The sequence below is a fragment of the Streptococcus sp. XMC genome (assembly GCF_021341835.1).
In the GTDB taxonomy this organism is placed as follows: domain Bacteria; phylum Bacillota; class Bacilli; order Lactobacillales; family Streptococcaceae; genus Streptococcus.
This window is the reverse complement of the sequence record NZ_JAJTNQ010000005.1, coordinates 80,387-103,748: the sequence shown is the minus strand read 5'-3', so window position 1 is coordinate 103,748 and position 23,362 is coordinate 80,387. Positions and strand designations below refer to the sequence as shown.

Annotated in this window: 36 protein-coding genes; all 36 read right to left on the bottom strand. The window is 39.1% G+C overall.

Annotated elements, in window-relative coordinates; translation table 11 throughout:
* Nucleotides 1-17: 17 nt before the first annotated feature.
* The 36 genes from LXO72_RS09000 to LXO72_RS08825 all read right to left on the bottom strand — a co-directional run bounded on the left by LXO72_RS09000 (nt 18) and on the right by LXO72_RS08825 (nt 23,340).
* Nucleotides 18-566: an NUDIX hydrolase gene (locus tag LXO72_RS09000; protein WP_233332233.1), complete on the bottom strand. Its 549-nt coding sequence runs from the start codon at nt 564-566 to the stop codon at nt 18-20.
* A gap of 9 nt (nt 567-575) precedes the next feature.
* Nucleotides 576-1,955, bottom strand: a complete 1,380-nt coding sequence (glmU, locus tag LXO72_RS08995) for a bifunctional UDP-N-acetylglucosamine diphosphorylase/glucosamine-1-phosphate N-acetyltransferase GlmU (RefSeq protein WP_233332232.1) — start codon at nt 1,953-1,955, stop codon at nt 576-578.
* A gap of 260 nt (nt 1,956-2,215) precedes the next feature.
* Nucleotides 2,216-2,656 (bottom strand): ASCH domain-containing protein, encoded by a 441-nt coding sequence (locus LXO72_RS08990; RefSeq protein WP_233332231.1) that lies wholly within the window; start codon nt 2,654-2,656, stop codon nt 2,216-2,218.
* Nucleotides 2,598-3,500 carry a putative PEP-binding protein gene (locus LXO72_RS08985; RefSeq protein WP_233332230.1) on the bottom strand — a complete coding sequence of 301 codons (903 nt, stop codon included), beginning with the start codon at nt 3,498-3,500 and terminating at the stop codon, nt 2,598-2,600. Before LXO72_RS08985 ends, LXO72_RS08990 begins: the two co-directional genes overlap by 59 nt.
* Before the next feature lie 41 nt (nt 3,501-3,541).
* A complete protein-coding gene (locus tag LXO72_RS08980; RefSeq protein ID WP_233332229.1) occupies nt 3,542-4,270 on the bottom strand; it encodes a GNAT family N-acetyltransferase in 729 nt (242 codons plus the stop codon).
* A gap of 7 nt (nt 4,271-4,277) precedes the next feature.
* Complete coding sequence (locus LXO72_RS08975; RefSeq protein WP_233332228.1) at nt 4,278-4,757, bottom strand: NUDIX hydrolase; 480 nt, start codon at nt 4,755-4,757, stop codon at nt 4,278-4,280.
* 39 nt (nt 4,758-4,796) lie between these two features.
* Nucleotides 4,797-5,402, bottom strand: coding sequence for a DUF6707 family protein (locus LXO72_RS08970; protein WP_233332227.1), 606 nt, complete (start codon nt 5,400-5,402; stop codon nt 4,797-4,799).
* A 72-nt stretch (nt 5,403-5,474) separates the two neighbouring features.
* Nucleotides 5,475-6,026, bottom strand: a complete 552-nt coding sequence (locus tag LXO72_RS08965; RefSeq protein WP_233332226.1) for a hypothetical protein — start codon at nt 6,024-6,026, stop codon at nt 5,475-5,477.
* 13 nt (nt 6,027-6,039) lie between these two features.
* Complete coding sequence (locus LXO72_RS08960) at nt 6,040-6,636, bottom strand: SMI1/KNR4 family protein (RefSeq protein ID WP_233332225.1); 597 nt, start codon at nt 6,634-6,636, stop codon at nt 6,040-6,042.
* A gap of 64 nt (nt 6,637-6,700) precedes the next feature.
* Complete coding sequence (locus LXO72_RS08955) at nt 6,701-7,060, bottom strand: hypothetical protein (RefSeq protein WP_233332224.1); 360 nt, start codon at nt 7,058-7,060, stop codon at nt 6,701-6,703.
* Nucleotides 7,061-7,268: 208 nt separating this feature from the next.
* Nucleotides 7,269-7,655 carry a hypothetical protein gene (locus LXO72_RS08950; protein WP_233332223.1) on the bottom strand — a complete coding sequence of 129 codons (387 nt, stop codon included), beginning with the start codon at nt 7,653-7,655 and terminating at the stop codon, nt 7,269-7,271.
* 107 nt (nt 7,656-7,762) lie between these two features.
* Nucleotides 7,763-8,308 (bottom strand): DUF4304 domain-containing protein, encoded by a 546-nt coding sequence (locus LXO72_RS08945; RefSeq protein WP_233332222.1) that lies wholly within the window; start codon nt 8,306-8,308, stop codon nt 7,763-7,765.
* A 126-nt stretch (nt 8,309-8,434) separates the two neighbouring features.
* Nucleotides 8,435-9,010 carry a hypothetical protein gene (locus LXO72_RS08940; protein ID WP_233332221.1) on the bottom strand — a complete coding sequence of 192 codons (576 nt, stop codon included), beginning with the start codon at nt 9,008-9,010 and terminating at the stop codon, nt 8,435-8,437.
* A 206-nt stretch (nt 9,011-9,216) separates the two neighbouring features.
* Entirely contained in the window at nt 9,217-9,603 is a 387-nt protein-coding gene (locus tag LXO72_RS08935) for a hypothetical protein (protein ID WP_233332220.1), read from the bottom strand.
* Nucleotides 9,604-9,686: 83 nt separating this feature from the next.
* A complete protein-coding gene (locus LXO72_RS08930; RefSeq protein ID WP_233332218.1) occupies nt 9,687-10,616 on the bottom strand; it encodes a hypothetical protein in 930 nt (309 codons plus the stop codon).
* 87 nt (nt 10,617-10,703) lie between these two features.
* The gene (locus LXO72_RS08925; RefSeq protein ID WP_233332216.1) at nt 10,704-11,102 is read right to left on the bottom strand and encodes an NTF2 fold immunity protein; all 399 of its coding nucleotides are present in this window, start codon (nt 11,100-11,102) and stop codon (nt 10,704-10,706) included.
* 85 nt (nt 11,103-11,187) lie between these two features.
* Nucleotides 11,188-11,928, bottom strand: a complete 741-nt coding sequence (locus tag LXO72_RS08920) for a hypothetical protein (protein ID WP_120702245.1) — start codon at nt 11,926-11,928, stop codon at nt 11,188-11,190.
* Between the two features lie 161 nt (nt 11,929-12,089).
* Entirely contained in the window at nt 12,090-12,785 is a 696-nt protein-coding gene (locus tag LXO72_RS08915; protein ID WP_233332214.1) for an SMI1/KNR4 family protein, read from the bottom strand.
* 25 nt (nt 12,786-12,810) lie between these two features.
* Complete coding sequence (locus tag LXO72_RS08910) at nt 12,811-13,374, bottom strand: hypothetical protein (RefSeq protein ID WP_233332212.1); 564 nt, start codon at nt 13,372-13,374, stop codon at nt 12,811-12,813.
* Nucleotides 13,375-13,428: 54 nt separating this feature from the next.
* On the bottom strand, nt 13,429-13,731 hold the full coding sequence (locus LXO72_RS08905; RefSeq protein WP_233332210.1) for a hypothetical protein: 303 nt from the start codon (nt 13,729-13,731) through the stop codon (nt 13,429-13,431).
* 79 nt (nt 13,732-13,810) lie between these two features.
* Nucleotides 13,811-14,251 (bottom strand): hypothetical protein, encoded by a 441-nt coding sequence (locus LXO72_RS08900; protein WP_233332209.1) that lies wholly within the window; start codon nt 14,249-14,251, stop codon nt 13,811-13,813.
* Nucleotides 14,252-14,264: 13 nt separating this feature from the next.
* Nucleotides 14,265-14,813: a hypothetical protein gene (locus tag LXO72_RS08895; RefSeq protein ID WP_233332207.1), complete on the bottom strand. Its 549-nt coding sequence runs from the start codon at nt 14,811-14,813 to the stop codon at nt 14,265-14,267.
* Nucleotides 14,814-15,142: 329 nt separating this feature from the next.
* Nucleotides 15,143-15,532 (bottom strand): Imm50 family immunity protein, encoded by a 390-nt coding sequence (locus tag LXO72_RS08890; RefSeq protein ID WP_233332205.1) that lies wholly within the window; start codon nt 15,530-15,532, stop codon nt 15,143-15,145.
* Nucleotides 15,533-15,606: 74 nt separating this feature from the next.
* Nucleotides 15,607-16,233 (bottom strand): hypothetical protein, encoded by a 627-nt coding sequence (locus LXO72_RS08885; protein WP_233332203.1) that lies wholly within the window; start codon nt 16,231-16,233, stop codon nt 15,607-15,609.
* 11 nt (nt 16,234-16,244) lie between these two features.
* Nucleotides 16,245-16,751: an Imm26 family immunity protein gene (locus LXO72_RS08880; protein ID WP_233332201.1), complete on the bottom strand. Its 507-nt coding sequence runs from the start codon at nt 16,749-16,751 to the stop codon at nt 16,245-16,247.
* 31 nt (nt 16,752-16,782) lie between these two features.
* Nucleotides 16,783-17,343 (bottom strand): immunity protein, encoded by a 561-nt coding sequence (locus LXO72_RS08875; RefSeq protein ID WP_123160033.1) that lies wholly within the window; start codon nt 17,341-17,343, stop codon nt 16,783-16,785.
* Nucleotides 17,340-17,747, bottom strand: coding sequence for a hypothetical protein (locus LXO72_RS08870; RefSeq protein WP_123160032.1), 408 nt, complete (start codon nt 17,745-17,747; stop codon nt 17,340-17,342). Before LXO72_RS08870 ends, LXO72_RS08875 begins: the two co-directional genes overlap by 4 nt.
* 43 nt (nt 17,748-17,790) lie before the next feature.
* Nucleotides 17,791-18,177 (bottom strand): hypothetical protein, encoded by a 387-nt coding sequence (locus LXO72_RS08865; protein ID WP_233332199.1) that lies wholly within the window; start codon nt 18,175-18,177, stop codon nt 17,791-17,793.
* A gap of 55 nt (nt 18,178-18,232) precedes the next feature.
* On the bottom strand, nt 18,233-18,571 hold the full coding sequence (locus LXO72_RS08860) for a DUF7716 domain-containing protein (RefSeq protein WP_233332197.1): 339 nt from the start codon (nt 18,569-18,571) through the stop codon (nt 18,233-18,235).
* 18 nt (nt 18,572-18,589) lie between these two features.
* Nucleotides 18,590-19,039 (bottom strand): SMI1/KNR4 family protein, encoded by a 450-nt coding sequence (locus LXO72_RS08855; RefSeq protein WP_233332195.1) that lies wholly within the window; start codon nt 19,037-19,039, stop codon nt 18,590-18,592.
* A 172-nt stretch (nt 19,040-19,211) separates the two neighbouring features.
* A complete protein-coding gene (locus LXO72_RS08850) occupies nt 19,212-20,570 on the bottom strand; it encodes a sensor histidine kinase (RefSeq protein WP_006596733.1) in 1,359 nt (452 codons plus the stop codon).
* Complete coding sequence (locus tag LXO72_RS08845) at nt 20,542-21,216, bottom strand: response regulator transcription factor (protein ID WP_233332193.1); 675 nt, start codon at nt 21,214-21,216, stop codon at nt 20,542-20,544. The genes LXO72_RS08850 and LXO72_RS08845 overlap by 29 nt, the downstream gene beginning before the upstream one ends.
* 89 nt (nt 21,217-21,305) lie before the next feature.
* On the bottom strand, nt 21,306-21,875 hold the full coding sequence (locus LXO72_RS08840; RefSeq protein ID WP_006596735.1) for a PepSY domain-containing protein: 570 nt from the start codon (nt 21,873-21,875) through the stop codon (nt 21,306-21,308).
* 177 nt (nt 21,876-22,052) lie between these two features.
* Complete coding sequence (locus LXO72_RS08835) at nt 22,053-22,385, bottom strand: hypothetical protein (protein WP_233332191.1); 333 nt, start codon at nt 22,383-22,385, stop codon at nt 22,053-22,055.
* A gap of 27 nt (nt 22,386-22,412) precedes the next feature.
* Nucleotides 22,413-23,111 (bottom strand): 3-oxoacyl-ACP reductase, encoded by a 699-nt coding sequence (locus tag LXO72_RS08830; protein WP_233332188.1) that lies wholly within the window; start codon nt 23,109-23,111, stop codon nt 22,413-22,415.
* Nucleotides 23,104-23,340, bottom strand: coding sequence for a DUF2829 domain-containing protein (locus tag LXO72_RS08825; protein WP_000141913.1), 237 nt, complete (start codon nt 23,338-23,340; stop codon nt 23,104-23,106). The genes LXO72_RS08830 and LXO72_RS08825 overlap by 8 nt, the downstream gene beginning before the upstream one ends.
* Between the last annotated feature and the right edge of the window lie 22 nt (nt 23,341-23,362).

Here is a 23,362-nt window from a genome sequence, read left to right as displayed (position 1 = left end):
GGTGTCTCCTCTATTCTTTATTTGTTTTGTAGGTATTTCCAATATTGAACTGCCATGATGGTTTTAGCATCGCAGATATCACCCGTTTGGATCAAGTCTTCCGCTTCTGCTAAAGTCACCTCAAAGAGTTCCAAGGTCTCGTCTTCATCTTGAGGGCGAGGATTTTCCACTTTTTTCAAGTTGGTCGCAACATAGAGTTTGATCCGCTCGTTACAAAATCCAATGGCAGAATAAAAATCATACAACAAATCTAGATCCGCTGTGTAACCAATTTCTTCTTCCAATTCACGCAGAGCAGCTGCTTGAGGATCCGCATTTTCACCCTTTTCCAACTTCCCTGCTGGAATCTCTACAGAAGTCCTTTCGATCGCCTTGCGGTACTGCTTGACCAAGATCGTTTTACCATCTTCTGTGATCGGCAAAACCGCTACTGCTCCATTATGGAAGATTAAATCACGCTGCGCTTGACCTTTTCCGCCAGGTAGTTCCACTTGATCTGTGACGACTTGGAAAATCGGTCCTTGATAAATCTCCTTGCGCTCAATGGTTTTTTCTTCAAATTGCATGAAAATCTCCTATTTATTTTTAGGATGGTGAGGAAGGCGAGTCGCGTACTCATCCTTATTGACTTGACGACCACGACCAATCGCAATCGCGTCTGCTGGCACATCCTTGGTAATGGTAGATCCAGCACCGACTAGAGAATTATCTCCTAGCTCAACCGGCGCAATGATGGTCGAATTCGAACCGACAAAGACATTGTTCCCAATTACTGTCTTGTATTTATTTTTCCCATCATAGTTGACGGTTATGGTTCCCGCACCAAAGTTGACGTTGCTGCCAACTTCACAGTTGCCAATGTAGGTCAGATGACCAGCTTTGGTATTTTCGCCAATAGACGAACCTTTGACTTCGACATAGTTTCCAATATGGACATCTTTTGCCAAGCTAGATCCTGGACGAATGTGGGCGTATGGTCCTACTGTCACGCCATCCGCTACCGTGCTCTCTTCAATCATAGAGCTAGTAATAATGGCACCTGCACCGATTTCACTGTCTACGATATAGGTTCCATTGGTTAAGACTGTCTCAACCCCAATTTTTGTTTGGCCTTTTAGAGTGACATTGGCTTCGATTTGCACTTCTGGTGCGATCTCAACATCGATATCGATATAGGCCGCATCTGGATTAACAAAGCTCACTCCATTGACCATATGAGCTTGGTTAATGCGGCGACGCATGATGCCTTCTGCTGTCGCAAGGGCTACGCGGTCGTTAACCCCGAGACTTTCATCAAAGTCTTTGAGCGTGTAGGCCCCGACTTTTTCACCTGCTTCACGGAAAATCCCAATCACGTCTGTGATATAGTATTCACCTTGGGCATTATTTGTGTTGATATTCTTTAAGGCTTCAAAGAGGCGGGCATTGTCAAAGACATAAGTCCCTGTATTGATTTCTTTGATTTGCTTTTCAAAATCTGTCGCATCTTTTTGCTCGACGATTCGAAGCACTTCCGCATTGTCATTACGGACAATCCGGCCATAACCAAATGGATTGGCTGCTTCTGCTGTTAAAATCGTTGCCACATTTTTGTGGTTGATATGAAAATCGATCAAGTGTTTGAGGCTTTCACCCGTAATCAAAGGTGTATCCCCTGCGATGACAAGGGTGTGGCCTTCCAAGGACTCAAGAACTGGCTCCGCCATCATCACCGCGTGACCTGTTCCTAACTGCTCCGTTTGCTTGACAAATTCTGTTTGTCCCGCTAAGACTTGCTCTACCAATTCTGCCTTGTGGCCGACAACCGTTACAGTTTTCTCAGGTGAGATGGCTCCGACACTTCGGAAAACATGCTCCAACATAGAGATCCCTGCAACCTTGTGAAGAACCTTGGGCAAATCTGATTTCATACGGGTACCTTTCCCCGCTGCTAAAATAATGGCATAATTTGGCATAACATTTCTCTTTTCTGTACAATATCGCTTACATTATACCATTTTTTAGCCCTTTTGGAAAATAAGACCCAAACCAAAAAGAGGCTGGGACAAAAGTCCTAGCCTCGCAATTGTCTTTGGATTGTCGAGCAAGGCGCAGTGGTTGAGTGGGCTCTACTATACTGATTTCATCAGCTTTTACAGCCCTACTCAACTGTACGGAGGTGGGACGACGAAATCGAATTCTAACGAATGACCGATTTCCGTCCCACTCTCATGTTCTAGATTGGATAGACCTTGCGAAATTCTTCTAAAACCACCTTGCTGTCAGGTGTAAAAGTCAGACCGGCTTCTCCTAACCAGTCTTTGAAAAAGTCCTCATGAACCTGACGCCAATAGGCCAGAGATTTGTCTCCTTCACCTTCCTTGTAGGCATGGTCAGCTGACACTTGATTGAAGGGTTGAACAGAAACCTTTGTTATTTCGACAATGCAGACAGCCTGATTTTGACTGTCTAAAATGACATCAAAGGTCCCTTCTTGGGGAAGGGGTTCGTCCTCTAGTGTATAGAGGTCGTAAGCAGAGGCTGTTGCCGTCTTTTCACCTTTTAAAACTAAGTCAGCCAAGAGATCAGCTTCCACTCCAAAAGCCCAGGCATCTATCTCATCTCCAATCGAGGGGTTGATTTGCTTGTAGGCTTTCCACATTTCTTGAGGTGTCATGGGGGCTCCTTTGTAATTTTTTACTCTCTTCTTTTATGCGTTTGAGATGGTCTGGATGGTCAATTTCTAAATCAAAAATCTCTGGAATAGAGCTGTAATGGAGAATACATTCGATACCCATCTGATTCATTTTTTGTATGAAAGAAAGATTCAGATAACCTGCTACAGCGAAATCAATCTTTTTAGTCTTTGCTTTTTCCTGCATCTGTCTCAGCATATCTAACATAATTGGATTTTCCATATCATGCCATTGACTGTTTCTCACAGTCGCAAAAATAAAAGAAGTTAAATCATTCATTCCAACTACAATCTTTGAAATACCAGTTTCCAGTATCCTGTCCAAGTCGAAATAAGCTGATGGTAATTCAATCATCGTGCCGACTTTACCAGTAAAACCATGCTGACGTAACACTGTAATAGCTCGTTTTAATTGGTCGGCATCATTAACAAAAGGAAAAATAACAGACAAATTGGGATTATTTTGATAAACATCTGTAACGACATTTGCCTCAGCCTGAAATTCATCTGGACACGCCAACAAACGCCTGATACCTCTGTATCCAAATAAGGGGTGGCGTTCGTCAAAATACTCTTTAGTCCGGTCTAGACTATTTGCTTCTGCATTTGTTAACTCTGAAAAGCGATACCAGACTTCTTCATCTGCGTACAAATGACAAATAGTGTCTAGATAATCTTTCACAAATTGCTGACAATTTGGTAACAGGATGTTTTGGTTTAGTTCTCTCAACAAGTATTCCCCACGAATCAAGCCGACGTGGTGCAATAAATGGGGATAAACTTTTTCAACAATTTTTTCGCCACTAAGAGCTAGTTGATTTTGCATGTTCATTCACCTCGTCTTAAAAGATGCAATATCAGATATCATTATACGACACTTTCCTCTAGTTCAAAAGCTTCATAAGGTTCAACTAACTCATATCCTAAAAATTCTGCTACTTTTTTGGAAGCCTCGTTATGAGCATCCCAAAGTGGAAACATATCTCTATTTAAACTCTCTAGAATCATTGCAGCACCAAGCTTTTTAGCAAATCCATTTCCTTGTTCGTTTGGTCTAGTTGCAACTTCCACTTCAACTGCTCCTTGGTAAACTAACCCTGAGGAAATCCCAGCAATCACTTCATTATTTTTAAGAATCACAAAGCCAAATCCACCTTTTAAAGTAAAATCCTGGTAGGACTCAAAATCCCCTTGCAAATCTTGTGACCATTCTTCCTCAGAAAGGCAGTTATAAATACGATTATCAATAGGCACAATTTTGTAACCTTTCTCTAACTGACTAACTAGATCATTTAGAAATTCAACTTGAAAATTTGCCTTATCTTTAAAAGAATAGCGAGTAAAAGAAATTAACCCAACTTGCCGACGCAGAAAATCTTGCCAATTGGTATTTTCTGAAATAATAATCTTATAATCTAGACCATATTGCTTAACAAAATCTTCCCAAAATCTAGAATTTAGCTCCCCTGCTAGGTATAGAAAATTCCCAATATCATAAAAGCTCGTTGTCCTATCACTGTTTCGATAAACAGTCCCGATTTGAGATTTAAGACCATAGAGAACCATATATTTCTTCCATGTTTTAAATAGTTCCATTATCCCTCTATTTTACCTTCCAATTCTTATAGCTTGTCCGTTCTAATTCTGGAAATCCTCGTAACTCCGCCTTGGCCTTCAATACTAAAGGCGAGGCATTTTCTTCGGTCATCTGCTCAAGAGGAAGCCAAATTGCATTTGCTGAATCATTGCTTCCATCAAGAAGCTCCTGAGGAAGGGATTGTTGAGAGCGTTCGAAATCGAGGACGATATCATAAAAGGCCATGATATGGTGTACTGCGAAATCTTGCCCTTCTTCCTGAACCAGCACATCATAAATCCTAGGTTTTGAATAAGAGCTTATCGCATATCCTGTCTCTTCCTGAACTTCTCTCTTGAGAGTTTCTGTCAACCCCTCATCGAGTTCCTGACTACCACCCGGTAAATCAAAACGATACTGATAAGGTCCTCTCGTTTTCTCAATGCAGAGTAATTTTCCATTTTCAAAGCAAACGCCATAGACGCCAAAGTGATGTTTGATTTCCATTTTCTACTCTTTCTAAAACTCCAAGCTTGCTAGCTCACCTTATCCCTTAAAAGGAAAGAGGCTATAGATTTCATGCTCCTTGATATACTTCTTTAGTATCTCCATATTCTCTTCGATTTTTGTCTGGATATCTGTCTCTTCACAAGTTGACTCAGTAATAAAGAGGTGAATCTTCAATAAATCTGTCAGGTACAGCAGACGACGTTCCATTTCTGATTCAGGACTTGAAGCTTGCTCAATTTTTGCAAGCTTTTGCTCCAGGCTATCGCCATTCAAAAATCTCTGATGAACTCTCCTTCTTATGTTTCGAGTGGATTCCTCCCCTTGTTCTAATGGAGATAAAAGGAGTTTTTTATAGACGAATACCTGATTTTCTTTTTCTCTTTCCAGATAAGCCAATAAAACCAGAGAGCTATCAATAAAGGTCCAGGTGTTAAAATTCCCTTCAAATGGAACCTGTATGAGCCTATCTAATAATTCCTTAGCCATTTCCTCTTGACCATCCAGATAAAGTAAATAGGCCAGATGATTAAGCGATTCGAGATAGGTAGCTTGGGGCTTCTTATTCTTTTTTGGCACAAGACTGATATAGGATGCTAAGTCAACATCATTTTCAACCTCTTCGATTAGTTCTTTAACATTCATTTCTTTTCTCCTATCCAGTTCATTTTTTGTTATAGAGAAGGGCTTTAATTGCAAATCTATCTCAGCTCACTCTTACCTTAATAGAAATTCTTTCGCTGTCGCTTGGACATCTGGGGAAAGGTAGTGCTCTATTAAGTCACCTGTCCCAGCAATAAATTCCTCCAAAGATACATCTTCTCTTTGCTTCCACAAATTAGTAAAAGCAATATAAAACTCCAGAAACTCAGTCAAACTATCACTGAGTTTGTAGAAATTAGGATCACCGGGTCTTCCAGCGAAAACAGGTGATTTTTCATCTTTCATATCACAGAAAAGAATATCATCTGTATCTGTAGTAGCGAATATCTGGTATTGCCCTTCACTAAATTGAGGAACATCTTGTAAGGCCCAACATTCGAATGTCCTGGTAGGAGAATCTAATGGCAACAAAATGATATTAAAATTTTGATTGGCAAAAAATAAATCCTCTTTGAACACTATATGTTGATAGTAATCAAGCAATTCTCCTGTCAAATCTGAGGACTGGATCCTTAATTTTTCATTTGAAAAATTCACAGATTGGGGGATAAACGTTGTTTCTTCATACAGCCTAATGATCTTTTTTAATACAGTCACTACTGCCATTTTCTCTCCTTGGTCAATCCTCTTCCGTCTCCTTTAAGAATTCCAGCCATATTTTCAGATCTGGATTTATCTCATGTGCTATCTCAGCATGCTTCCTATAATCCATATCCAAGTAGCCTTGTTCATTCCGGAAAATAATAGCTTGCTTATAACATACTTTAAAAGTTTGGAGCATAGATTCCAATGACTGGTATTCTACCTGAGGTTCCTCTTCATACACGTAGAAACCAAGTATGTGACCCTGAGCTTCTGGAGCCAGGATCATGGCATAAAAATCTCCCCCACCGCTGGCAAAAATTGGAAACCAGCATTGATTCCAAGTAGAAGTCTTCCTCAACTCCTGATAGGTCTGGATACTTTCTTCCAGAGACATCAAATAGAAACCAGGAAAAAATGCCAGATCACCGAGTGTGATTCCCTCACAATCTTTTGATCCGTTTCTCCAAGTATAAAGAGCACGCAAGTCCTGAGTTGGCTGCAATGGTATTTCCTCAAACAATTCTTGAATCTGTTGTGAAGATATTCCCGGATTTAGATGGTCTAAACAAGAATGATCTAGCTGTTGGAGACATTTTTCAATCTCATTTAATAATTGGGGGATCATTTCCATTTGTTCTCCTTGCCTTGTAAATCATTAGAGACGAGTTACTTCGTCCCTAGAAAAGAGCTTACGATTATTCAATCCCATCCTCTTTGTTATACTCTATCATGCATTTTATCGCATATTCCACCCATTCCCAAAAATCGTTAAACTCTTTTCGTTGCTCCCATCCTTCGGTAGCAAAATCATGGATGAGTTGGACCTTATTGCCCTTTCCTATTTCAAAACAAGCTGTATCATCACAATCTCCTCTTTTAGCAAATGGAATCAACTTTCTGGTTGGGTACCTTTCCTGCAATCCCTCATACAAAGACAGGGCCCATTCTGAATCTAACAGATACCAAATATCAAAATCAACTAAAATAAGTTCGATCAATTTTTTAAACGATTCAGGATACTGGAATATCTTTTCGTCCATTAAATAGTTTTTCATCTCTTATTTCTCCTTTTAGAATCATCAAACCATTCTTTCTTGCCTATCCGCTATTTTGCGTAAGCACTCTTCCCATGTGAGGATTATAAACCTTAAATAGATCATCCTCACTCAGCTAAGTCTCGGGTTGAGGCTGTCAACTACTCTTAAAATACGCGACCTCGAAGTCCATAAATTTCATTCTTAAAATTTAAAGGAAAATAGATGACTAGTCTGAGATGGACAAATAAGAGACTAAAATATCCTTTACTAATTCTAGAAAGGCAACTTTATTTCTTGGCTCTTTTGAAGCAAAACCAAATTCATATTCAAAAAAATGCTCAACCACTTTATCTCCAGCCCGTATAACATCCTCAATGGTCTCAAGCACTTGCTTCTGCTTCTCTTCTTCTAGGCTCAAGAAATCCTCTTTCACAAATACATCAAATACTTTAAGGACATCTTCCTTTTTACTCATATCAAAAGGATACAGAAACTCAACCTCTTCACTGGATACAACATTACTTTCTATGGACATCATTAGGTTCCACAATACTAAATAGTGTCTATGAAAATTATCTCTACTTTTCAACTTTTCCCCCAATTTTTGTGACACATCCTTTACTAAACAGGTTTAGACTAACATCTTGACTATTACTTACTTTATTGAGAAACTCTCTTCTTTGACCATCATTCCTTTCTAATCTCAACTTACTGGTAATATTATTTTAAAACTTCTCCCGAACGAATATAGGTCTTAAAGAAGTTTCTTGGAACCGTAGCCATTTCCGAGGCAATGGATAAGCCATAGTTTGCAAAATCTAAAGCTACCTTCTTAGAATCGATTGCATCATAATATTCAACATACAATCTGCATAAGTTCACTTTGGTGATAGAGAAATCTTTTAGCAACCAATCCTTCTCAAGATCCTTCTCGGGATTTATACTCGAAAATACGGTAGGGTACGATGAATACTGAGTAGTAAAATCGATGGCCTCTTGGACAGCCTTTTCCAATTCAGCTTGATCCATGCCATTTCTATTATCGATAGAACCTAATCGAGTCCTTAGAGCACAATCCACTTCTTCTAACAGTCCCGAGTCCAGAAAGAGGGGATGAATGCCAATATTAACGAAATAGGCAGTCCCATCTGATTTTCGTTGAAAATAGATCACCGTGTAAAAATCATGATTGATTTTATAATAGTTATTGGTTCGCTTTAGTCGCGAAAAGCCATTTTTTACAAAGAGTTCTTTGGCTTCTTTCATTTCATTACCTCTCTAACAGGATGTGAAGAATTCCTCAGTGCATTTTCCTAGGAATCCAGCTTGATATAGGTTATCCCTACAATTCCGTGCGACTGCATGGGTTATTAATGATTTCCATCTATCTAGTTATAATAAAAATTTAGTAACTCCTTCTCGAGCCTTTCCAGAAAAACTACTATTTATTAGACTGGACACGTCATTAATAAACTCTTCTTTTATATTAAAGTTATTATCAGAATAAATTTCTCCTTGATAGTCTATTATCTCTAAGCGAATAAGTTTGATAGAAAAAGATAAAAAATCATATAAAGAATCACCTAACTTGTGATGATACTCCCCCCCTGAAATCATCCCGTAAACAGGGCATTTCTCATCGCTAGTATCACAAAAGATAACATCATCTGAAGTATTTTTAGCAAAGATTGTATACCTTCCATTTTTCCATTCATTAATATCTTCTAGCCCCCAAGAACTTAATTCTCTACCATTTGATTGTATTGAGAACAATACTAATCCGAAAAATTGATCGCCAAAATAACAATCACTTTCAAAAGAAAGATGTTGATAGTACTCTAACAATTGACCAGAAATATTCTCTGCATTAACTTTTATCGGTATTTCTGTATATTCGATATCTCCACCTATGGGATCGCTAAAATAAAAACATTTCACTAAGTCTGGTAATAAATTTTCTAAATTCATATAGCCTCCTACGGGCATTTACTTTGTTGTTGATTGAATCTTTGTTTTAATGTCGCTTCACGATCTATTAAGAGCCCTGTTATTTTATTGCCTGTAGTCCCCATGTTCTTGGAATAAATGAACATGTTTATTCCACTAGGATGCTAATGGTTTTGAACGGGAGGAGGATTCGCAATTCGTTAGACTCACTGATATACATTTCGAATCTAACAAAATGCTCTATCGGCGTCGCCATAGTCAATGATGGTCATCTCTTCAAGTGAAATCTTCATTCCTCTTCCATGCTCTACTTCAGCGTCCACTCTATATAATAAGCCAAAAATAAAATCGGATGAGGTCTGTTCGGATAGCAGATAAATCGCCATTAACTGCCCCGTCATGGATAGTTCCGAAAAGATTCTTTTTTCAGCTAACTCATACCAATAAGCAGATAACCCAAGCATATGAACGATTTTTTCTTTGTAGTCATTGGCCATTACTTCATCTGCTAAAGCAAGCTCATCCGATAGAACCAGTCGAATAGAATCTTGTTGCTCTGGTATAAAAACGCTCATTTCAAGATCATCATCAAATTTTATAGCTTCTAGATTCACGTATTTCCCTCTCTTTGAAGTCTTTTCCCCACAATTCCGTGTGATTGCATGGGCTGTTGACAATTTCTATCTATCGTACTCAACTAGTCTAAAATTGTTCCTAAAATCATCCTGTTTTGCTCGGATAGCTGAAAGTCATCCTTGAAATAGGGCAGAAAGTCATTAAGCAAGCCATGGTCAATACCGTCTATTGATAACTCTCTTTTCTGACGTTCTTTTAATAAAACTAAGATTTCAATTGGGAAATATTGCCATAGTAAGGTATTGAAGTCTACTAAATGACTATCTTTGGTGTTCGCTAAATGATAATCACACATGGATAAAATTGTTTCTCTAAAAACATCAACATCCTCTGAAAAAATAGTTTCCATAACCTGTTTATAGGCATCATTCACATTATGATAAGGGTTCGAGTCCAAGGGTTTATATTTAGCATCACAGGCATTTTCGAGCAAGCTAGCTAACCGGTCTCCCTGTCCATTTCCATAAAGAAAAACGACTAAAGGCAATAAACTCTTGGCTGAAAAGAAAATAACTTTTTTCCCTTTTTCAACTTGGGCTTCTTTAAAATAGGCTAATTTATCAATTAAAAATTCTACATAAGTATCATCTAAATAGGCAAGTGCAAATAAGATATTCAAACAAATATCTGTATCAAAGTTTGAGCCACCTTTAGCTAAATATTTAGCAGAAGCCATATCACCCATTACAGAACAAAAACAGCCGTTTAGTAAAGATTGATAGGTTTCTGATGTTTTACTTTCTATAAAGTTAGAGACTAGAGGATACGGACTTATAGAATCAATCATATCTACATAATCATACAGGTATGATCTTATCTCACCATTTTCTTCGTAGTTAACTTGAACGCTTTTCTTATCAGATTTTAGAGCTGTTAAAATGGACTCAGTATTAGATAGGTTTTCTGCCTCTAAGTGAAAATCTCTGGCCTTCAGTATTTTATTTTTGATAGTTGTTAGTTTTCTTTTTTGATTTGAAAGTGTTTTATTCATATTGACCTCTAAAATTTCATTTCTTACACTCAACTACCGGTGTTTTTGAGGTTCATCTCTTTCCGTCTTCCTACATTATCCAGTATATCACAAGGAAGAATTGATCCACTTCCCATCATCGAGCCATTTTTTCTTATCAATCCACCATTTCCCCTTTTGAAACACCATTTGAAAACGATAGAGAGTTTCTATACCAGAACGATTCTCCTTGATATAAATATAAGCTTGATTCCCGTCATGCTCTTCATCAACGATGGGATGCGTTTCTATTTTATAGTCAAACGGAAACCGGACGGATAAAGATAATTCCCTTGCTCTGAGTGGTTTTTTAGATATACAAAACTGATTAAAAATAGTAGCTAATTCATCCTTCAACATCTCTTTATAGGCTTGGTTTCTTAGGCTCCTAGTGGCCTTTTTCTCCCAAGTATACATAGCCTGCATAAACTGGAGTAAGGTTTCTTTTGCTAGATTCGTATGAGTCATGTTTCCTCCTACTTAGACAACGGGACTAATGGTTCGTTTATAATGAAGACATAGGTTATAAAAAACCTGTATTGAAGACATGTTTTTACCCCTCTCGCATGCAAACATGTGGTAACTCACTTCTAAGAAGTTCCCTTTGCTTTTGATTCGTTCTTCCCGTTGTTAAAAATCGGAGATGTTTCAGACTCTTCAAGTAGCTAACTGTTGATGCGTAGTTAAAAATATTCGTATCGACAAAATCTAAAAAACGAAGCTCACTAGATGGCTGGATAAAATCCAATTCTGGTAAATTTTTATTTGCTGTAAACGAAAGATAGAGCAACTGATCTAAATCCCTTATAAAATCAAAGTCCGGCAACTTTACACCATAATCAAAGTGCAGATAACGCATACCTGTATGAAAAGAGATGTTCTCTATCATTTCCAAATTTGTCATAGAAGAAATCCCTAAAGCTTTTACACAATCTTTCTGGGGCAAGATAATCTTTCTTACTCTTCTAGCACCAACTAATAAAATTTTTTCTACTTGTTCGTATATTGAGAAGTCTAGCACATCAGATTTACTTCCCATCAAGTAAATCACCCTCGTATTGCTAGGTAACGAAAGCTGATTAAAATCCACATCCTTCAGCATATCCTCTGGGTTTTCAACAATGTACTTTTGTCTTAATAAGCGATTGATATCGATGAATTCTTTATAAGTCAATTTTTCGTCCAATAATGATGCAATCTCTTCTATAGAATGCAGAGGCTCCATTGCCATTAGATTCTCTCTTTCGGAAAATCCTTCTTTTATGATTTCTAAATATTTATCTAAACTGGTCATCGTTCACCTCTTTTCATGAATATCATGCTTCTGTTTCTTTGTTCAACCTATCTATTTTTACAATGACACTTTTACAAGAAGACTACAGCACCGCTTGTCGCAAAAACTAAAATCGTGAATTTTTAGACTATTCTTTTCTATATAAACTTTATCCTGCTTGCTCAATCTCGATCCAAGATAACCTTGACTCTAGCTCTACCTAAATCGTCTAGATATTGCTCCAGTTTCGTAATTGAATCCTCCGAATCAGATAATTGAACAAGCAAATCCCCATTGATAGTCATGACATCCTTTGTCGGTAAAAGCATGAGATTCTCAACGCTTGGATCATTCACAATCATTAAGGAAGGGGAATAAATACAGCTTGTGGAGAGGTCTAGATTTCCAAATCGCTCCCTAGCAGAAACAAAAATAGATTCCATCCCACCTTGAGCCTTCAGAACAAATTCCCTCTCAAAAAATGCTTCAAAACTGTCGTAGATCTCGATGACATCCATAGTAATCCCATCTAAATAATAAACTTGAGGACTTTGAATGTTCCCATCCTTCAATCTATAAGCGAATTGATTTCCAATAGCAGACATACCAAAAAAATAGTAGCCCGATACATAATCTTCCCAGATATCTTTCCAAAACGTGTCTGAATTCCAAGAGTCAAGTGTGATGGCTTGAGCAGAATTTGTACCAAACAAACGATAATAGCCACCATAAAACTCCAAGCCATTGGTTATGGAGAGTAAATCTAAGTGAGCTTGAGGAAACTGTCTGGCTTTAAGTTTTTCTAGTTCAAAAGCTGTTGCCCCACTTTCTTGTATGACCAGATCCTCACAACATTTTAAAAAATTCTTCATTTCCATTTGCTTCTCATCTCTCTATTTGGCTTTAACCCAGCATAAATGCTATAAAATCATTTCGATAGTCTTCAGGAAGTTGCTCCTCGATAATATCCATAATTCCCTCCAAGAAGCCCTCTTTATAGTCCAATAAATCCTCATCAATATAGATATTGTTCTCAAACTGGGTGATTTCTAGCTTTTTCATCAGCATATAAGTGGTTAAGAAAGTAGAGAGAGAAGGACTGAGAGCATAGTGCTTAGAATCTCCTGGGATTCTCCCATAGACTGGACTGAGATCACTCTCTAAGTCACAAAAGATAACTTCATCCCCCATCAAGTGGGCAAAAACTACATAAGTTTCCTTCCAGCCTTGATCCTGCCATCCTTCTGCTGCAGCTTCACAAGAGGAGAGAGGAAACAGAGCAAGATCATAGGGAGCCCCTCTAAAATAAGCTTCTTCATCAAAGTTCAAATGTTGATAGAACTCTTCCAATTGACCAGACAAATCTGGCTTTTCGACATGGAGATTTTCACTAGTATATTCTAACTCTCCTAAGCCCCTGTTGAGGTGATAGATTTCTACAAATTCCTTCAACAAATTAAGTATCATTATTGGACTCCTCTCACACTTTTTTGATTATATTTGGCTATTTTCAACTGACGATTACGTATCATTCTTACTGCTAGCGACAGCCTGAGCCCAGATTCGTTCAAATTCCTCTTGACTAATCTTGATGGAGTCTGATAGATCCAACTCATCTTTTCGACCTTCATAGAGTAGAAACCCTACTTCTGGAACATAATCCTGTAGGCAAGAGGAAGCATAAGAGTGCCCATTCAAAACGTTAATTTGTCGACTTGCACGCTGACCAGTAAACTCTGTATAAATAACTCCTAGGCCTGACATAAACTCACTATTGTCATAATAATAATATTCTTTTTCACACATTAGAATCACCTTTACCATTTGTCTCTCCAAGAATAGCATTCTTTCCTCTTTGCTTCCTTCATCGACTAATTCTATGCTCATTTTCAATTTATAGAATCTACCGGTTCTTAGCCTTATTCTCCAAGACTCTCACTTCTACTTTATCCTCCGCTAAATGGAGATCCAATACTTTTTCCTGGTCTTGAAAGAATAGCGTCAAGTCTCTGGTAAAAAATTCACTAAAATAAGAGGGAAAAAAATCATCCAAAGACTCCATTTGAAACAAGATGTAAACTGGTGAAAACTCCCACAAAACTAGGATAAACTGCCTTCTTTTTCCAACTAAACTTTGAATTGACCTACTTAGATCTTTAGTAGTAAGATTGGCAGAAAACTCATAAAGGCAAGGAATCGGAGAATCGATAGGATTCAACTCCCCAGCATACCAAGCAATTTCTTTAGGTTTATCGGTCAGAAAATGAACATCCTTAATTCCCTTCAAACCCTTGATTCGTTTTTCTACTTTTAATAAGGATAATCTCTTTTTTAAGTCACTCATTGTTCTTGCTCCATCATTCTGAAACAGAAATTTTGCTCACAATCTCATTCTGTTTATCCAACAGATATAGGAAGTTCCCTTTTGCTTCCAGTTTACCAAGCTTAACCCCATAGTCCATCTCGTGAGCAGGGCAGGATTGAATCAACTGACGGATGCTCTTGTCCTTATGCTCTATCTTCCAAAACAAATCCACCTTATCAAGCTGATGCTCCACTTGAATAGAATAGATCGTGGATTGGATCTTCTTCCTTTTCCACTCCCAGCTATTTTCGTAATCGTTTTTCTCTATTTCATTGACTACATCCTCTATCAAGGAGCATGGAATAGAGAGTTCCTGAAACACGCGCTTTACCCCTTTTAGCAAGGCTTCCAAGAGCATCTTTTTCTGATCCAATGGACTCAAGGTTTCATAGCTAGAAAAATCAAATAAGACCTGGACAGTATAAGCACCAAGTAGATTTATGATAGCTGGATTAGTAATCGTATCTACACATTCTACGATGATTTTCCAACAATCCTTGGTCACAACTGGTTTGAAGAGGCGCTCTACCATAGAGGTCATACATTTGGATTCATATATGAACGCTCTTCGTAGGTCTTTCCAATTCTGTCGATAGTCCTTAATTCTAGCTTCCTCGTAAGTTAGAGTAGTTGAGTCCATCAGCTCCTCAATCCTCTGTTGATTTTCCATATAGGGCTTATCTAATTCAAAATACTGTAACTTCATATTCGTGGTCTCGTAGTTTTTTTCTTGTAGAAAGGTTTAGCCTTAGGTCAAGGTCTAATGCTTGTGCTCTTCCTTCACTTTTTCCCATAGTCGCGGTATTCCTCCTGGCAATGGAGGATTGTTTGATCATCCAGAATCTCCGCAAATAAGCTAGGAATTCATCTTTAAGTATCAATCTTCACAGGACCAATCTCAGCAATTCTAACAAGGTCAGAAGATCCCGATAAGATCACATCATTTTGGTTTTTAAAATTGAATTCAACCTTATTCTCTAAAAAAAGCAGTTCCAGTTGTCCATTCACCTTATGAATCCCCTTAGAATAAAAATGGATTTCATCTAAATTAAAAAACTCTAAATTAATTTTTATAGCATTAAATGAACTTTTCTGCCACTTTTCAGGGAAATTAGTTGGCAAATCAAATAAATAAAAGACAAGATCTAATTTGTAATCGTAACATAACACAGTATCAAGAAATACATTATTCAATTCCAGATCCCCATCAAACAGATGAATAATCTTTTCCTTCCCCACTGCTTTTTCAAACCATTTCACAATATGAACTCCTTTTTTAAAAATGAATAAAAGTCTTGTTTTTAAGAGTTATTGTTTCGCTCTTTAAGGAGATTTTAGAATAGACTGACCCTCCTGCCGTCCTTTCCTTTTGTAACGTCATTGATTAAGTCCTTGACGGTAGATATATCGAACTGACGGGAAAAGTCTACAATTTTCTCTCGATTTTTCTCAGAAAATAAATAAGATGCTGCTAAAATAAATAAAAATGGATTTATGACTTGACCAATATGCTCAAGATATTTAGGATGAGTCACATAAGACATAATTTTGTTAAAATCGTCATCTTTCAGCACAATCTTTCTCTGATATATCGCTGCACAAGCACCTGCAGCTTGAGATGGGTTATTCGATTCCAAAGACTCATAGACAAAAGACAAGTTCTCTGTTTCTAAATTTTCTAGATAAGCAATCGCTACTGCTAGAGAGCGATAGGTTACAGGGGTTGGGATGTCTCTCGGCAGTAATGACTTGAGATAGGGAATTTCTTCTGTGCAATCCGTTGCAGCCATGGCGTAGAGCAAATACATTTGTGATTCCCACGATCTAGGTTTTTCCATCTCGCCTTCCAAGGCTTGATGCAAAAATGGTCCATATCCTTTTAGTTTACCCTTTAAAATTTTTTTCGCAACTTTTTTTACCAAGGGCGTACGTCCTGAAGTTAACTCATCTACATAGTCCATCTCAAACTCCTTTATTTCATTTGCTTGTCCTGTTCTTCTTCCAATATTCTGTTATAAACTATACTTCCGACACAGGCTTCCCAGTCTAGGTCTTCAACTTCTTCCCTAGAAAAAATCTTAGGTTCTATCCTACCATCTAGCCAGACCTTCCCAAAGTGAAGACCATTTGGATCTCCCCACTTAAAGGCTAAATCTTTAAAAGGGCTTGGATCAAAATCCGCTTGATGACCAATTATCTGCCAAGACCATACTGGACTTCGATCAAACAAGGTGTAGGAATCTACAATGATGGGCTTACCCATAAATTGAGCACGAATTAGCTCCTCAACTGTTATAGTAGGCCTTGCTTGAAAGAAATCGAAAAATTGGATGACATGACCAACGTTCACTTTTCCAAGGATTTGACCAAATACAAACAGTTCCTCCGAAAATTGATAGCAAAAAATATCACCAATTTTAATAAATCGAAGTTTTGTTCGTGGCTTTTCATTCCACTCTCGAATCTTTATCTGGGGCAATTTTTTCTCCATAATTAATTTAATTCTATTCCTACTGCTCTTTATTTAAGATATGAAAGAGATCATCTCTTAGAACGATTCCATCGTCTTCTATCAAATAGGCCATGTGCTCCCAGAAAGGCAATTCTTGTTCAAGGGGCTTCTCCAAGGCAAGTACTTGGTTCTTCAAATTTGCTGCAATCTCTTCGACTTCATCTTGCTCAATCTCATAAAACTTTGCTTTCAAAAGAAAGATGCCTGATAGAAAAAGTGAATAAGAGGAAACAAAAGCTTGCAAGGAAGAGTTGACATAAATCCTCGCTTCTTTAAAAACTTCCCTTCCTTCTTGATTGCAAAGTAAAAAGATTTGCTCCTCTTCTCCAATTACAAAAGCACCTAAAAAACACTGGCCAACAAGCCTATAGCTCTCCTGATTTTTCCTTAGTTCGACTAGTTCGTCACCTGCTTTAACAAAAGAAAATCCCATTTTAGAATAATCCTCTAAATATGCCAAAAGGTTGAAACGGACCTCATCAAGACGAAATGGTTTCTCCTTTGTAGGCACCACACAAAAACCAAGCTCCTTCACTAATTCATTGATATTGACTGTCATTTCTCTATCCGATCTCCTAGGTTATTTTCACCCAATTTTTTTAACTTCCAAAGTTTGATAGCCGCATCTTTTCTGAGTCCCATAAATAGGCTTGCTAAGGTTACTGCTTCCTCTTTTTTATAGACTTGAGAACTGATACTGGCCCATCCATCTTGCAGGCATTCAATTTTTAAATAGAAATCTCGCTCTTGTCCAAGTTTCCCTGTTACATCGTCTATTTCATAAGAAGCGGACAGCAAAGACACTGAGATAAAGTCCCCCGGTCTTCGATACATTCGCATGACGGAGTCTTTCTGATTAACAGAGTGGATATCCTCTTTTGTTTCAGCTCTATCACGATCGGATAAAATCACCCACTCCCTATCATCCTCTGATGAATAAAAACGCCATTCTTTCTCAACCATATCCTGCTCCATCTTCTAGTGCTTCTCTTGTTATCGACTACACCTAGTAGTATGCTACTTCGCCTATACCATATTCTAAAATTTCAAAACTATCGAGGGAGAATTTAAGTCCTCTACCATGCTCCGAGTCCTCTCTCAATCCAAATTCCAATCCGAAAATTTGGTCTCCATCTCTTTGTTCAGACAAGATAAAAATGGAAAGGAGTCTAGCGTGCGCTAGTTCTGGAAATTCCTCCTGAATTTTTTCCAAAGCTTTTGGATACCATACTGATGATTGATCCAGTAGATTATCGAGTTTTGCTTTATAAGACGGAGTCAACTCCTCATTGATAACCTCTAAAGAATCACTTAAAGCAAGGCAGACCTTTTCTCTTTCCTCTGGAATCGATACAAACATCTCGTTATGGACATCAAATTTATATTCTCTCATCATTTTCTCTCCTTATGCTATCAGTCATCAGATACCATTTCTCTAATCAACCTAGCTAATCATTAAAGGGCATAAAGTTATCGTGCTGCTGATAATAATTCAAAGCCTCGACCAAGTCTTGGTGACTAGCCTCTGGTTTTTCTTCAAGTGCAACCGAAAGAACATCAATCATCTGTTCTCCATAGTAGACTAGCTGGAGATCTTGCTCCACTACATCAGCCGGGTAAATATCACGGTCTTCTACGACATCCGGATAATTTGATACCCAATAGGACCTAGCTAGTGCTAGTTCTCCATCCTCCTTGCCATAGAGGCAAAAATCATCTGATACCAACTTGTCCATGCGTACCTGCTCGATGATCTGCTCTAGTGAAAGTTCTTGGTATTTCCGCATCCCTTCTCCTTTTTAGTCTCACTCTTCAACAAAAGAATTCAAAAAATTCTCAAAAGATGGCCATTGACCATACAACTCAGCTGTTTCTTCTAGAACATAGAAATACACCTTGCCATAATCCTCTTCCCTTAGAGAAAGAGCATAGTTACCCGATCCAGGATCATAGGCAAAATGGAGAAGATCTGCGACCTTAAATCCCTCAGGCACAGCCTCATCATCAAACCAGGAAAGAGACTTCCTTATCTCCTCAAGTGAGTCAAAGGAATTGAAAGGAAAGAGATGACGGTCATCGTGGACACCCTTTACTTGGGGCTGGCCACCGTTGTACTGGAGATAAAAATTCTTCATAGCTTCCGGCAAGTTCTTTCCAAGAAACTCCTCAAATTGTAAAAGATCTTCTCTTGAAATAGCTGGATCTGTGTCTGTCAATACGAGCATCCCTTCTCCTTTTTGAGTCTCTCTTTCCATAGTTTGACCTCCATATTACAGGTCCCTTTTAGGCTATCATACCATAAGATTCCCTTTCCATAAAGCTAAAATAGAAAATGAGCCTAGCGGTTTTACTAGACTCATTTTATCCTTATTATTTCACTTTATTATTTTCCCTTTTCAACCCATACTGATCGCTCAATCAACCGTCTTAGACAGAAGTCTTGTCCTGGATCTGTGGGAAAGTCACACGAAAGAGACTTCCTTTTCCTTCTTCAGAGATGATTTTCACCTCTGCTCGATGGAGGTCTGCAATGTCCTTAATAAAGGACAACCCAAGTCCGATACCACTATTGAGGCCCTTGTTCCGAGAATCCTCCACCTGATAGAAGCGATCCCAAATCTTGCTCAAATGGTCTGGCGCTATCCCAATACCATCATCCGCTACCTTGAGAACAGCACCAGCTGGACTAGCCACCAAGTGGATGGCAACCTTGGTCTTGGTAAATTTCACTGCATTGCTCAATAGATTATCCAGCATCCGAGTGACCAAAACAGCATCCCCCTGAATCCAGAGGTCCGGCTGAATGCTCACTTCAAAGGCTATGGGGCTTTCGCCCCACTTTCTTTCCTGTCCCTGACAATAATCTGACACCAGGGTTGATAGACAAACGGGTTTTAAATCCGACCACTGCAGGTGTTGGGTCTTGGATATTTCCAAGATCTGCTCGGTCATCGATTTCATTAATTTAGCCTGCCGATGAATGACCGTCAAAGATTCCTTGGTCTCCTCTAGGTTATCTGCATATTTGGAGCCAAACTCACTCTCCGAAACGATGACTGACAGAGGGGTCCGCAACTCATGGGATACATTTTGGTTGAATTGCTTTTCTTTCTCAAAAGTCGACTGAACAGAAGAAATCAAATTATTAAAGACCTTGGTAAGACGAGACGTTTCTACATAATCCTTCTGATGCTCGGTCGACACGCGCTTACTGTAGTCTCCGCTCTCTGCAATTTCCTCTGCCATTTGGGTCACCTCTCTGATCGGCAGAAAGGCCTTACGAAGGATCCGACGTCCACCCCAGGCCATCCCAAGGATGGACAGAGGAGCTAGAATGGCCAAGGAAAGAAGAAAGATACTTAGTTCTCTTCCTAGACCAGAAGCAAGGCGCACGCCCCGTATCCATTTGCCCTCACTTTCATTATAGACATCAAAATAATAATAGGTTGCTTGGGAAGAGGTATACGTCGACAATTTCCCAGACTCAAAGCCAGCATTGATATCAAAGCCACTTGGCAGAGCACCCTGCTCCAACTTCATGTTTTGATTGTAGAGTGCAAAATAATTGCCGTCATCAAAGGGCTCAAATTCCTCAAGGTCTGAAGCTACTTCCATGGTCTTCTGCTCCAGTTCCCCACGTGAGCTATAGCTGGACCAGGCTCCGGAAATGATAAAAGAAGCACAAAACATAAGAACAAAGAGAAAAGAAACAAAGAGGGTATACCACAATGTCACCTTAGAAACGATGGAGGGAGACTTAGAGTCCTTCTTCATTTTTGAAAACATAGCCCATCCCCCTTTTTGTCTGAATAATCGATGGATTACCTAATTTTTTGCGGATATTCTTGACTAAAACATCAATGATATTAGACTCTCCAACATAATCAAAATCCCAAATATGCTCACGAATCTGTTCCCGACTTAAAACCACATTGGGATGGCGCACCAGACACTCTAGTAACTCATACTCCTTGGAAGTCAGGTCAACCAAAACACCCTTGTGTTGGATGGTCTTTTTTGCCAGGTCTAAGGAATAGTCACCAAATTGGACCAGGTTGGTCAAGTTTTCTCGATTATTTCGTCTCAGCATGACGCGAATCCGAGCCAGTAATTCATCAAATTCAAAGGGTTTGACCAAGTAGTCGTCTGCACCAGCATCCAGTCCTGTTACCTTGTCTTCTAGGCTATCTTTAGCCGTTAGCATCAGAACTGGGGTCTTAATCTGATGATTTCTCAAGTAGTTCAATACCCCCAAACCATCTAGCTGCGGCATCATAATATCTGAAATAATCACGTCATACTGGGACACACGAATGTAGTCCAAGGCCTCCTGACCATCATAGGCCGCATCAACACTATACTGCTGGGTTTTCAGTAATTTAACGATGCTACGATTCAAATCTACTTCGTCTTCAATCACTAATACTTTCATAGCCACTTACTCCAAATTTCTTCCCTTATTATACCATGCTTCCATAAAAAATCTCGGCTAGGAAAAGCCTAGTCGAGATCTTACTCTAGTTAATCGTGATCCAGCTCCACATCTTCTTCCAATACGGTACCTGTATTGGCATCTAACTCTAACTCAATTTTTTGATTGCCTTCTCGCAAGCTAACGCTATAGACAAGTTTACCATCTTCTACATCTAACTCTACTTTTTCGATACTAGCATTCGAGTATTTTGATTTCAGCTGGCTCTCTACCTTAGCCAAGTCCAACTGAACACTTGCTCCGATTAATTGCTGATCTTCACGATCCTGACTCAGATCCTTAGTTTTTGACTTCAAGATAGCACCAGACTGGCCATCGATCTTATATTCTTTTTCATTTTTTCCATCCAAGATGGTCACTTCATACACTGCTTTTCCATGTTTTTCTTCTTGCTCGTAGCCAATCACTTTTCCACCCTTAGCTTCTTTCAGAGCTTTTTCTTGAGCTTGTGCAAGGGTGACAGATGCAGTCACTGTTGAAGAAGTAGTCTTTTTACTTGTTCCAGTATCGGCAAAGGCTACTACAGAGCCTAGAGCGGCAGTTGATAGAGAGAAGATTGCGAGACTTGCAACGGCTTTTTGTTTAATTGATTTTTTCATGTTAGTTACCAACTTTCTTTTTTTCTTATCAAGTTCTTCTTGATGATTCTATTTTATCTAAGAAAGATGAATCCAAAATGAATGAGAAAAGATTTTTTAAAAAATTTTTTAAAAAAGACTGAGTAAATCGACGAGCTTTTTGCAGCTATCTTTCTCAGTCCCCTTTCTATTTCTATCTTACTCCTCCTGCAAGATCTGATTAATAAAGTCTGTAATTGATTCAGCTACCTTTTGCATTTCGAGAGAACCTAGCGCACCTAGATCATTTTCATAAATGCTATCGTCCCCATTCTTTTTGAGGAAATAGGCCAGATCCCCATCTTGACCGATCATAAAGAAATCTGGTTCATCCTCATCAATCTGGTAGGTTTGATTGCGTTCGGTAAGATCTTCTTTAGCATAGAGACAAATACCCGTCTCACCAATGTCATAACCTGACTGATCCCCTAAGTCATCAAGAAATACCTGATATCCTTTCGGTAAGGAAAAACCAAAATCATATTCGTGCATACTTTAACCTCCTGCTTTCTCAGTTCTCTATTTCAGACTCCAACCACCATCAATGGTCAGGATTTGTCCCTGCATGGCAGAGGCCTTTCCACTGGCCAAAAAGAGACTGACTTCTGCCACTTCTTCTGGCTCTATCCAGCGTTTAATAGGGGTCTCGCTAGCCACCCAGTCTGCTAGACCGCCTGGCTCAAAATCCGCAGCGGTCATAGCCGTTTTGACAGCACCTGGTGCGATACCAAAAATCTGAATCCCAGCTTCTGCATAATCCAGGGCCAGCTGTTTGGTAAAGCCTGCTAGAGCATGCTTGGAGGAAGTATAAGCGTGACCGCCACCTCCTGCTAGGCTAGAAGCAATGGAGCACATATTGATGATGATCCCTTGCTTCTTCTCCAACATTTGAGTCAGATAATGCCGTGTCAGCTCTACCGGAGTCACGTAATTGATTTCAAAGATCTCCTGAATTTCCTGAGCGCTTTGCTCAAGAAGTGGCTTGTAGTCATCCAATACCCCTGCCGTATTGCACAAGATGTCGACCTCAGGACACCAGTCAAAAATCGGCGTCAAATCTAGGGTCAAGTCCCGCTGCAAGAAGTGAAACTCACCTGGCAACTGGGGATCAACACCCTGGTCTACCCCATAAACCTGGTAGCCCTTTTCTAAAAAGAGACGAGCTTGAGCCAGACCAATCCCGGAGCTAACGCCTGTAATAAGGACACGTTTAGTCATGAACTTCCACCCAGTCTGTCGCTAAGACATCACAAGGAGTTGGACTCCACATGGAAAAGCCTTCGCCTTCACCAGATACGTTAATGAGAAAATAAGGCGTCACTTCAAGGGCAACCCCGTTTTGCTCGATGGTATCGAAAAGCTGGACATAGTTCTCAGCACCGCCCCAACCAGTTCGCACATATTTCTTTTTTGCCTTTAGTCCAGGCAAAATTTCTTCGAATGTCATCATCTTCTCCTTTGATTCATAC

Coding starts and splice junctions, on each gene's coding strand:
- LXO72_RS09000 (WP_233332233.1), bottom strand. CDS start 566: ATGCAATTTGAAGAAAAAACCATTGAGCGCAAGGAGATTTATCAAGGA.
- glmU (WP_233332232.1), bottom strand. CDS start 1,955: ATGCCAAATTATGCCATTATTTTAGCAGCGGGGAAAGGTACCCGTATG.
- LXO72_RS08990 (WP_233332231.1), bottom strand. CDS start 2,656: ATGACACCTCAAGAAATGTGGAAAGCCTACAAGCAAATCAACCCCTCG.
- LXO72_RS08985 (WP_233332230.1), bottom strand. CDS start 3,500: ATGCAAAATCAACTAGCTCTTAGTGGCGAAAAAATTGTTGAAAAAGTT.
- LXO72_RS08980 (WP_233332229.1), bottom strand. CDS start 4,270: ATGGAACTATTTAAAACATGGAAGAAATATATGGTTCTCTATGGTCTT.
- LXO72_RS08975 (WP_233332228.1), bottom strand. CDS start 4,757: ATGGAAATCAAACATCACTTTGGCGTCTATGGCGTTTGCTTTGAAAAT.
- LXO72_RS08970 (WP_233332227.1), bottom strand. CDS start 5,402: ATGAATGTTAAAGAACTAATCGAAGAGGTTGAAAATGATGTTGACTTA.
- LXO72_RS08965 (WP_233332226.1), bottom strand. CDS start 6,026: ATGGCAGTAGTGACTGTATTAAAAAAGATCATTAGGCTGTATGAAGAA.
- LXO72_RS08960 (WP_233332225.1), bottom strand. CDS start 6,636: ATGGAAATGATCCCCCAATTATTAAATGAGATTGAAAAATGTCTCCAA.
- LXO72_RS08955 (WP_233332224.1), bottom strand. CDS start 7,060: ATGAAAAACTATTTAATGGACGAAAAGATATTCCAGTATCCTGAATCG.
- LXO72_RS08945 (WP_233332222.1), bottom strand. CDS start 8,308: ATGAAAGAAGCCAAAGAACTCTTTGTAAAAAATGGCTTTTCGCGACTA.
- LXO72_RS08940 (WP_233332221.1), bottom strand. CDS start 9,010: ATGAATTTAGAAAATTTATTACCAGACTTAGTGAAATGTTTTTATTTT.
- LXO72_RS08930 (WP_233332218.1), bottom strand. CDS start 10,616: ATGAATAAAACACTTTCAAATCAAAAAAGAAAACTAACAACTATCAAA.
- LXO72_RS08925 (WP_233332216.1), bottom strand. CDS start 11,102: ATGACTCATACGAATCTAGCAAAAGAAACCTTACTCCAGTTTATGCAG.
- LXO72_RS08920 (WP_120702245.1), bottom strand. CDS start 11,928: ATGACCAGTTTAGATAAATATTTAGAAATCATAAAAGAAGGATTTTCC.
- LXO72_RS08915 (WP_233332214.1), bottom strand. CDS start 12,785: ATGGAAATGAAGAATTTTTTAAAATGTTGTGAGGATCTGGTCATACAA.
- LXO72_RS08910 (WP_233332212.1), bottom strand. CDS start 13,374: ATGATACTTAATTTGTTGAAGGAATTTGTAGAAATCTATCACCTCAAC.
- LXO72_RS08905 (WP_233332210.1), bottom strand. CDS start 13,731: ATGGTAAAGGTGATTCTAATGTGTGAAAAAGAATATTATTATTATGAC.
- LXO72_RS08900 (WP_233332209.1), bottom strand. CDS start 14,251: ATGAGTGACTTAAAAAAGAGATTATCCTTATTAAAAGTAGAAAAACGA.
- LXO72_RS08895 (WP_233332207.1), bottom strand. CDS start 14,813: ATGACCTCTATGGTAGAGCGCCTCTTCAAACCAGTTGTGACCAAGGAT.
- LXO72_RS08885 (WP_233332203.1), bottom strand. CDS start 16,233: ATGGACTATGTAGATGAGTTAACTTCAGGACGTACGCCCTTGGTAAAA.
- LXO72_RS08875 (WP_123160033.1), bottom strand. CDS start 17,343: ATGACAGTCAATATCAATGAATTAGTGAAGGAGCTTGGTTTTTGTGTG.
- LXO72_RS08870 (WP_123160032.1), bottom strand. CDS start 17,747: ATGGTTGAGAAAGAATGGCGTTTTTATTCATCAGAGGATGATAGGGAG.
- LXO72_RS08865 (WP_233332199.1), bottom strand. CDS start 18,177: ATGAGAGAATATAAATTTGATGTCCATAACGAGATGTTTGTATCGATT.
- LXO72_RS08860 (WP_233332197.1), bottom strand. CDS start 18,571: ATGCGGAAATACCAAGAACTTTCACTAGAGCAGATCATCGAGCAGGTA.
- LXO72_RS08855 (WP_233332195.1), bottom strand. CDS start 19,039: ATGGAAAGAGAGACTCAAAAAGGAGAAGGGATGCTCGTATTGACAGAC.
- LXO72_RS08850 (WP_006596733.1), bottom strand. CDS start 20,570: ATGTTTTCAAAAATGAAGAAGGACTCTAAGTCTCCCTCCATCGTTTCT.
- LXO72_RS08845 (WP_233332193.1), bottom strand. CDS start 21,216: ATGAAAGTATTAGTGATTGAAGACGAAGTAGATTTGAATCGTAGCATC.
- LXO72_RS08840 (WP_006596735.1), bottom strand. CDS start 21,875: ATGAAAAAATCAATTAAACAAAAAGCCGTTGCAAGTCTCGCAATCTTC.
- LXO72_RS08835 (WP_233332191.1), bottom strand. CDS start 22,385: ATGCACGAATATGATTTTGGTTTTTCCTTACCGAAAGGATATCAGGTA.
- LXO72_RS08830 (WP_233332188.1), bottom strand. CDS start 23,111: ATGACTAAACGTGTCCTTATTACAGGCGTTAGCTCCGGGATTGGTCTG.
- LXO72_RS08825 (WP_000141913.1), bottom strand. CDS start 23,340: ATGACATTCGAAGAAATTTTGCCTGGACTAAAGGCAAAAAAGAAATAT.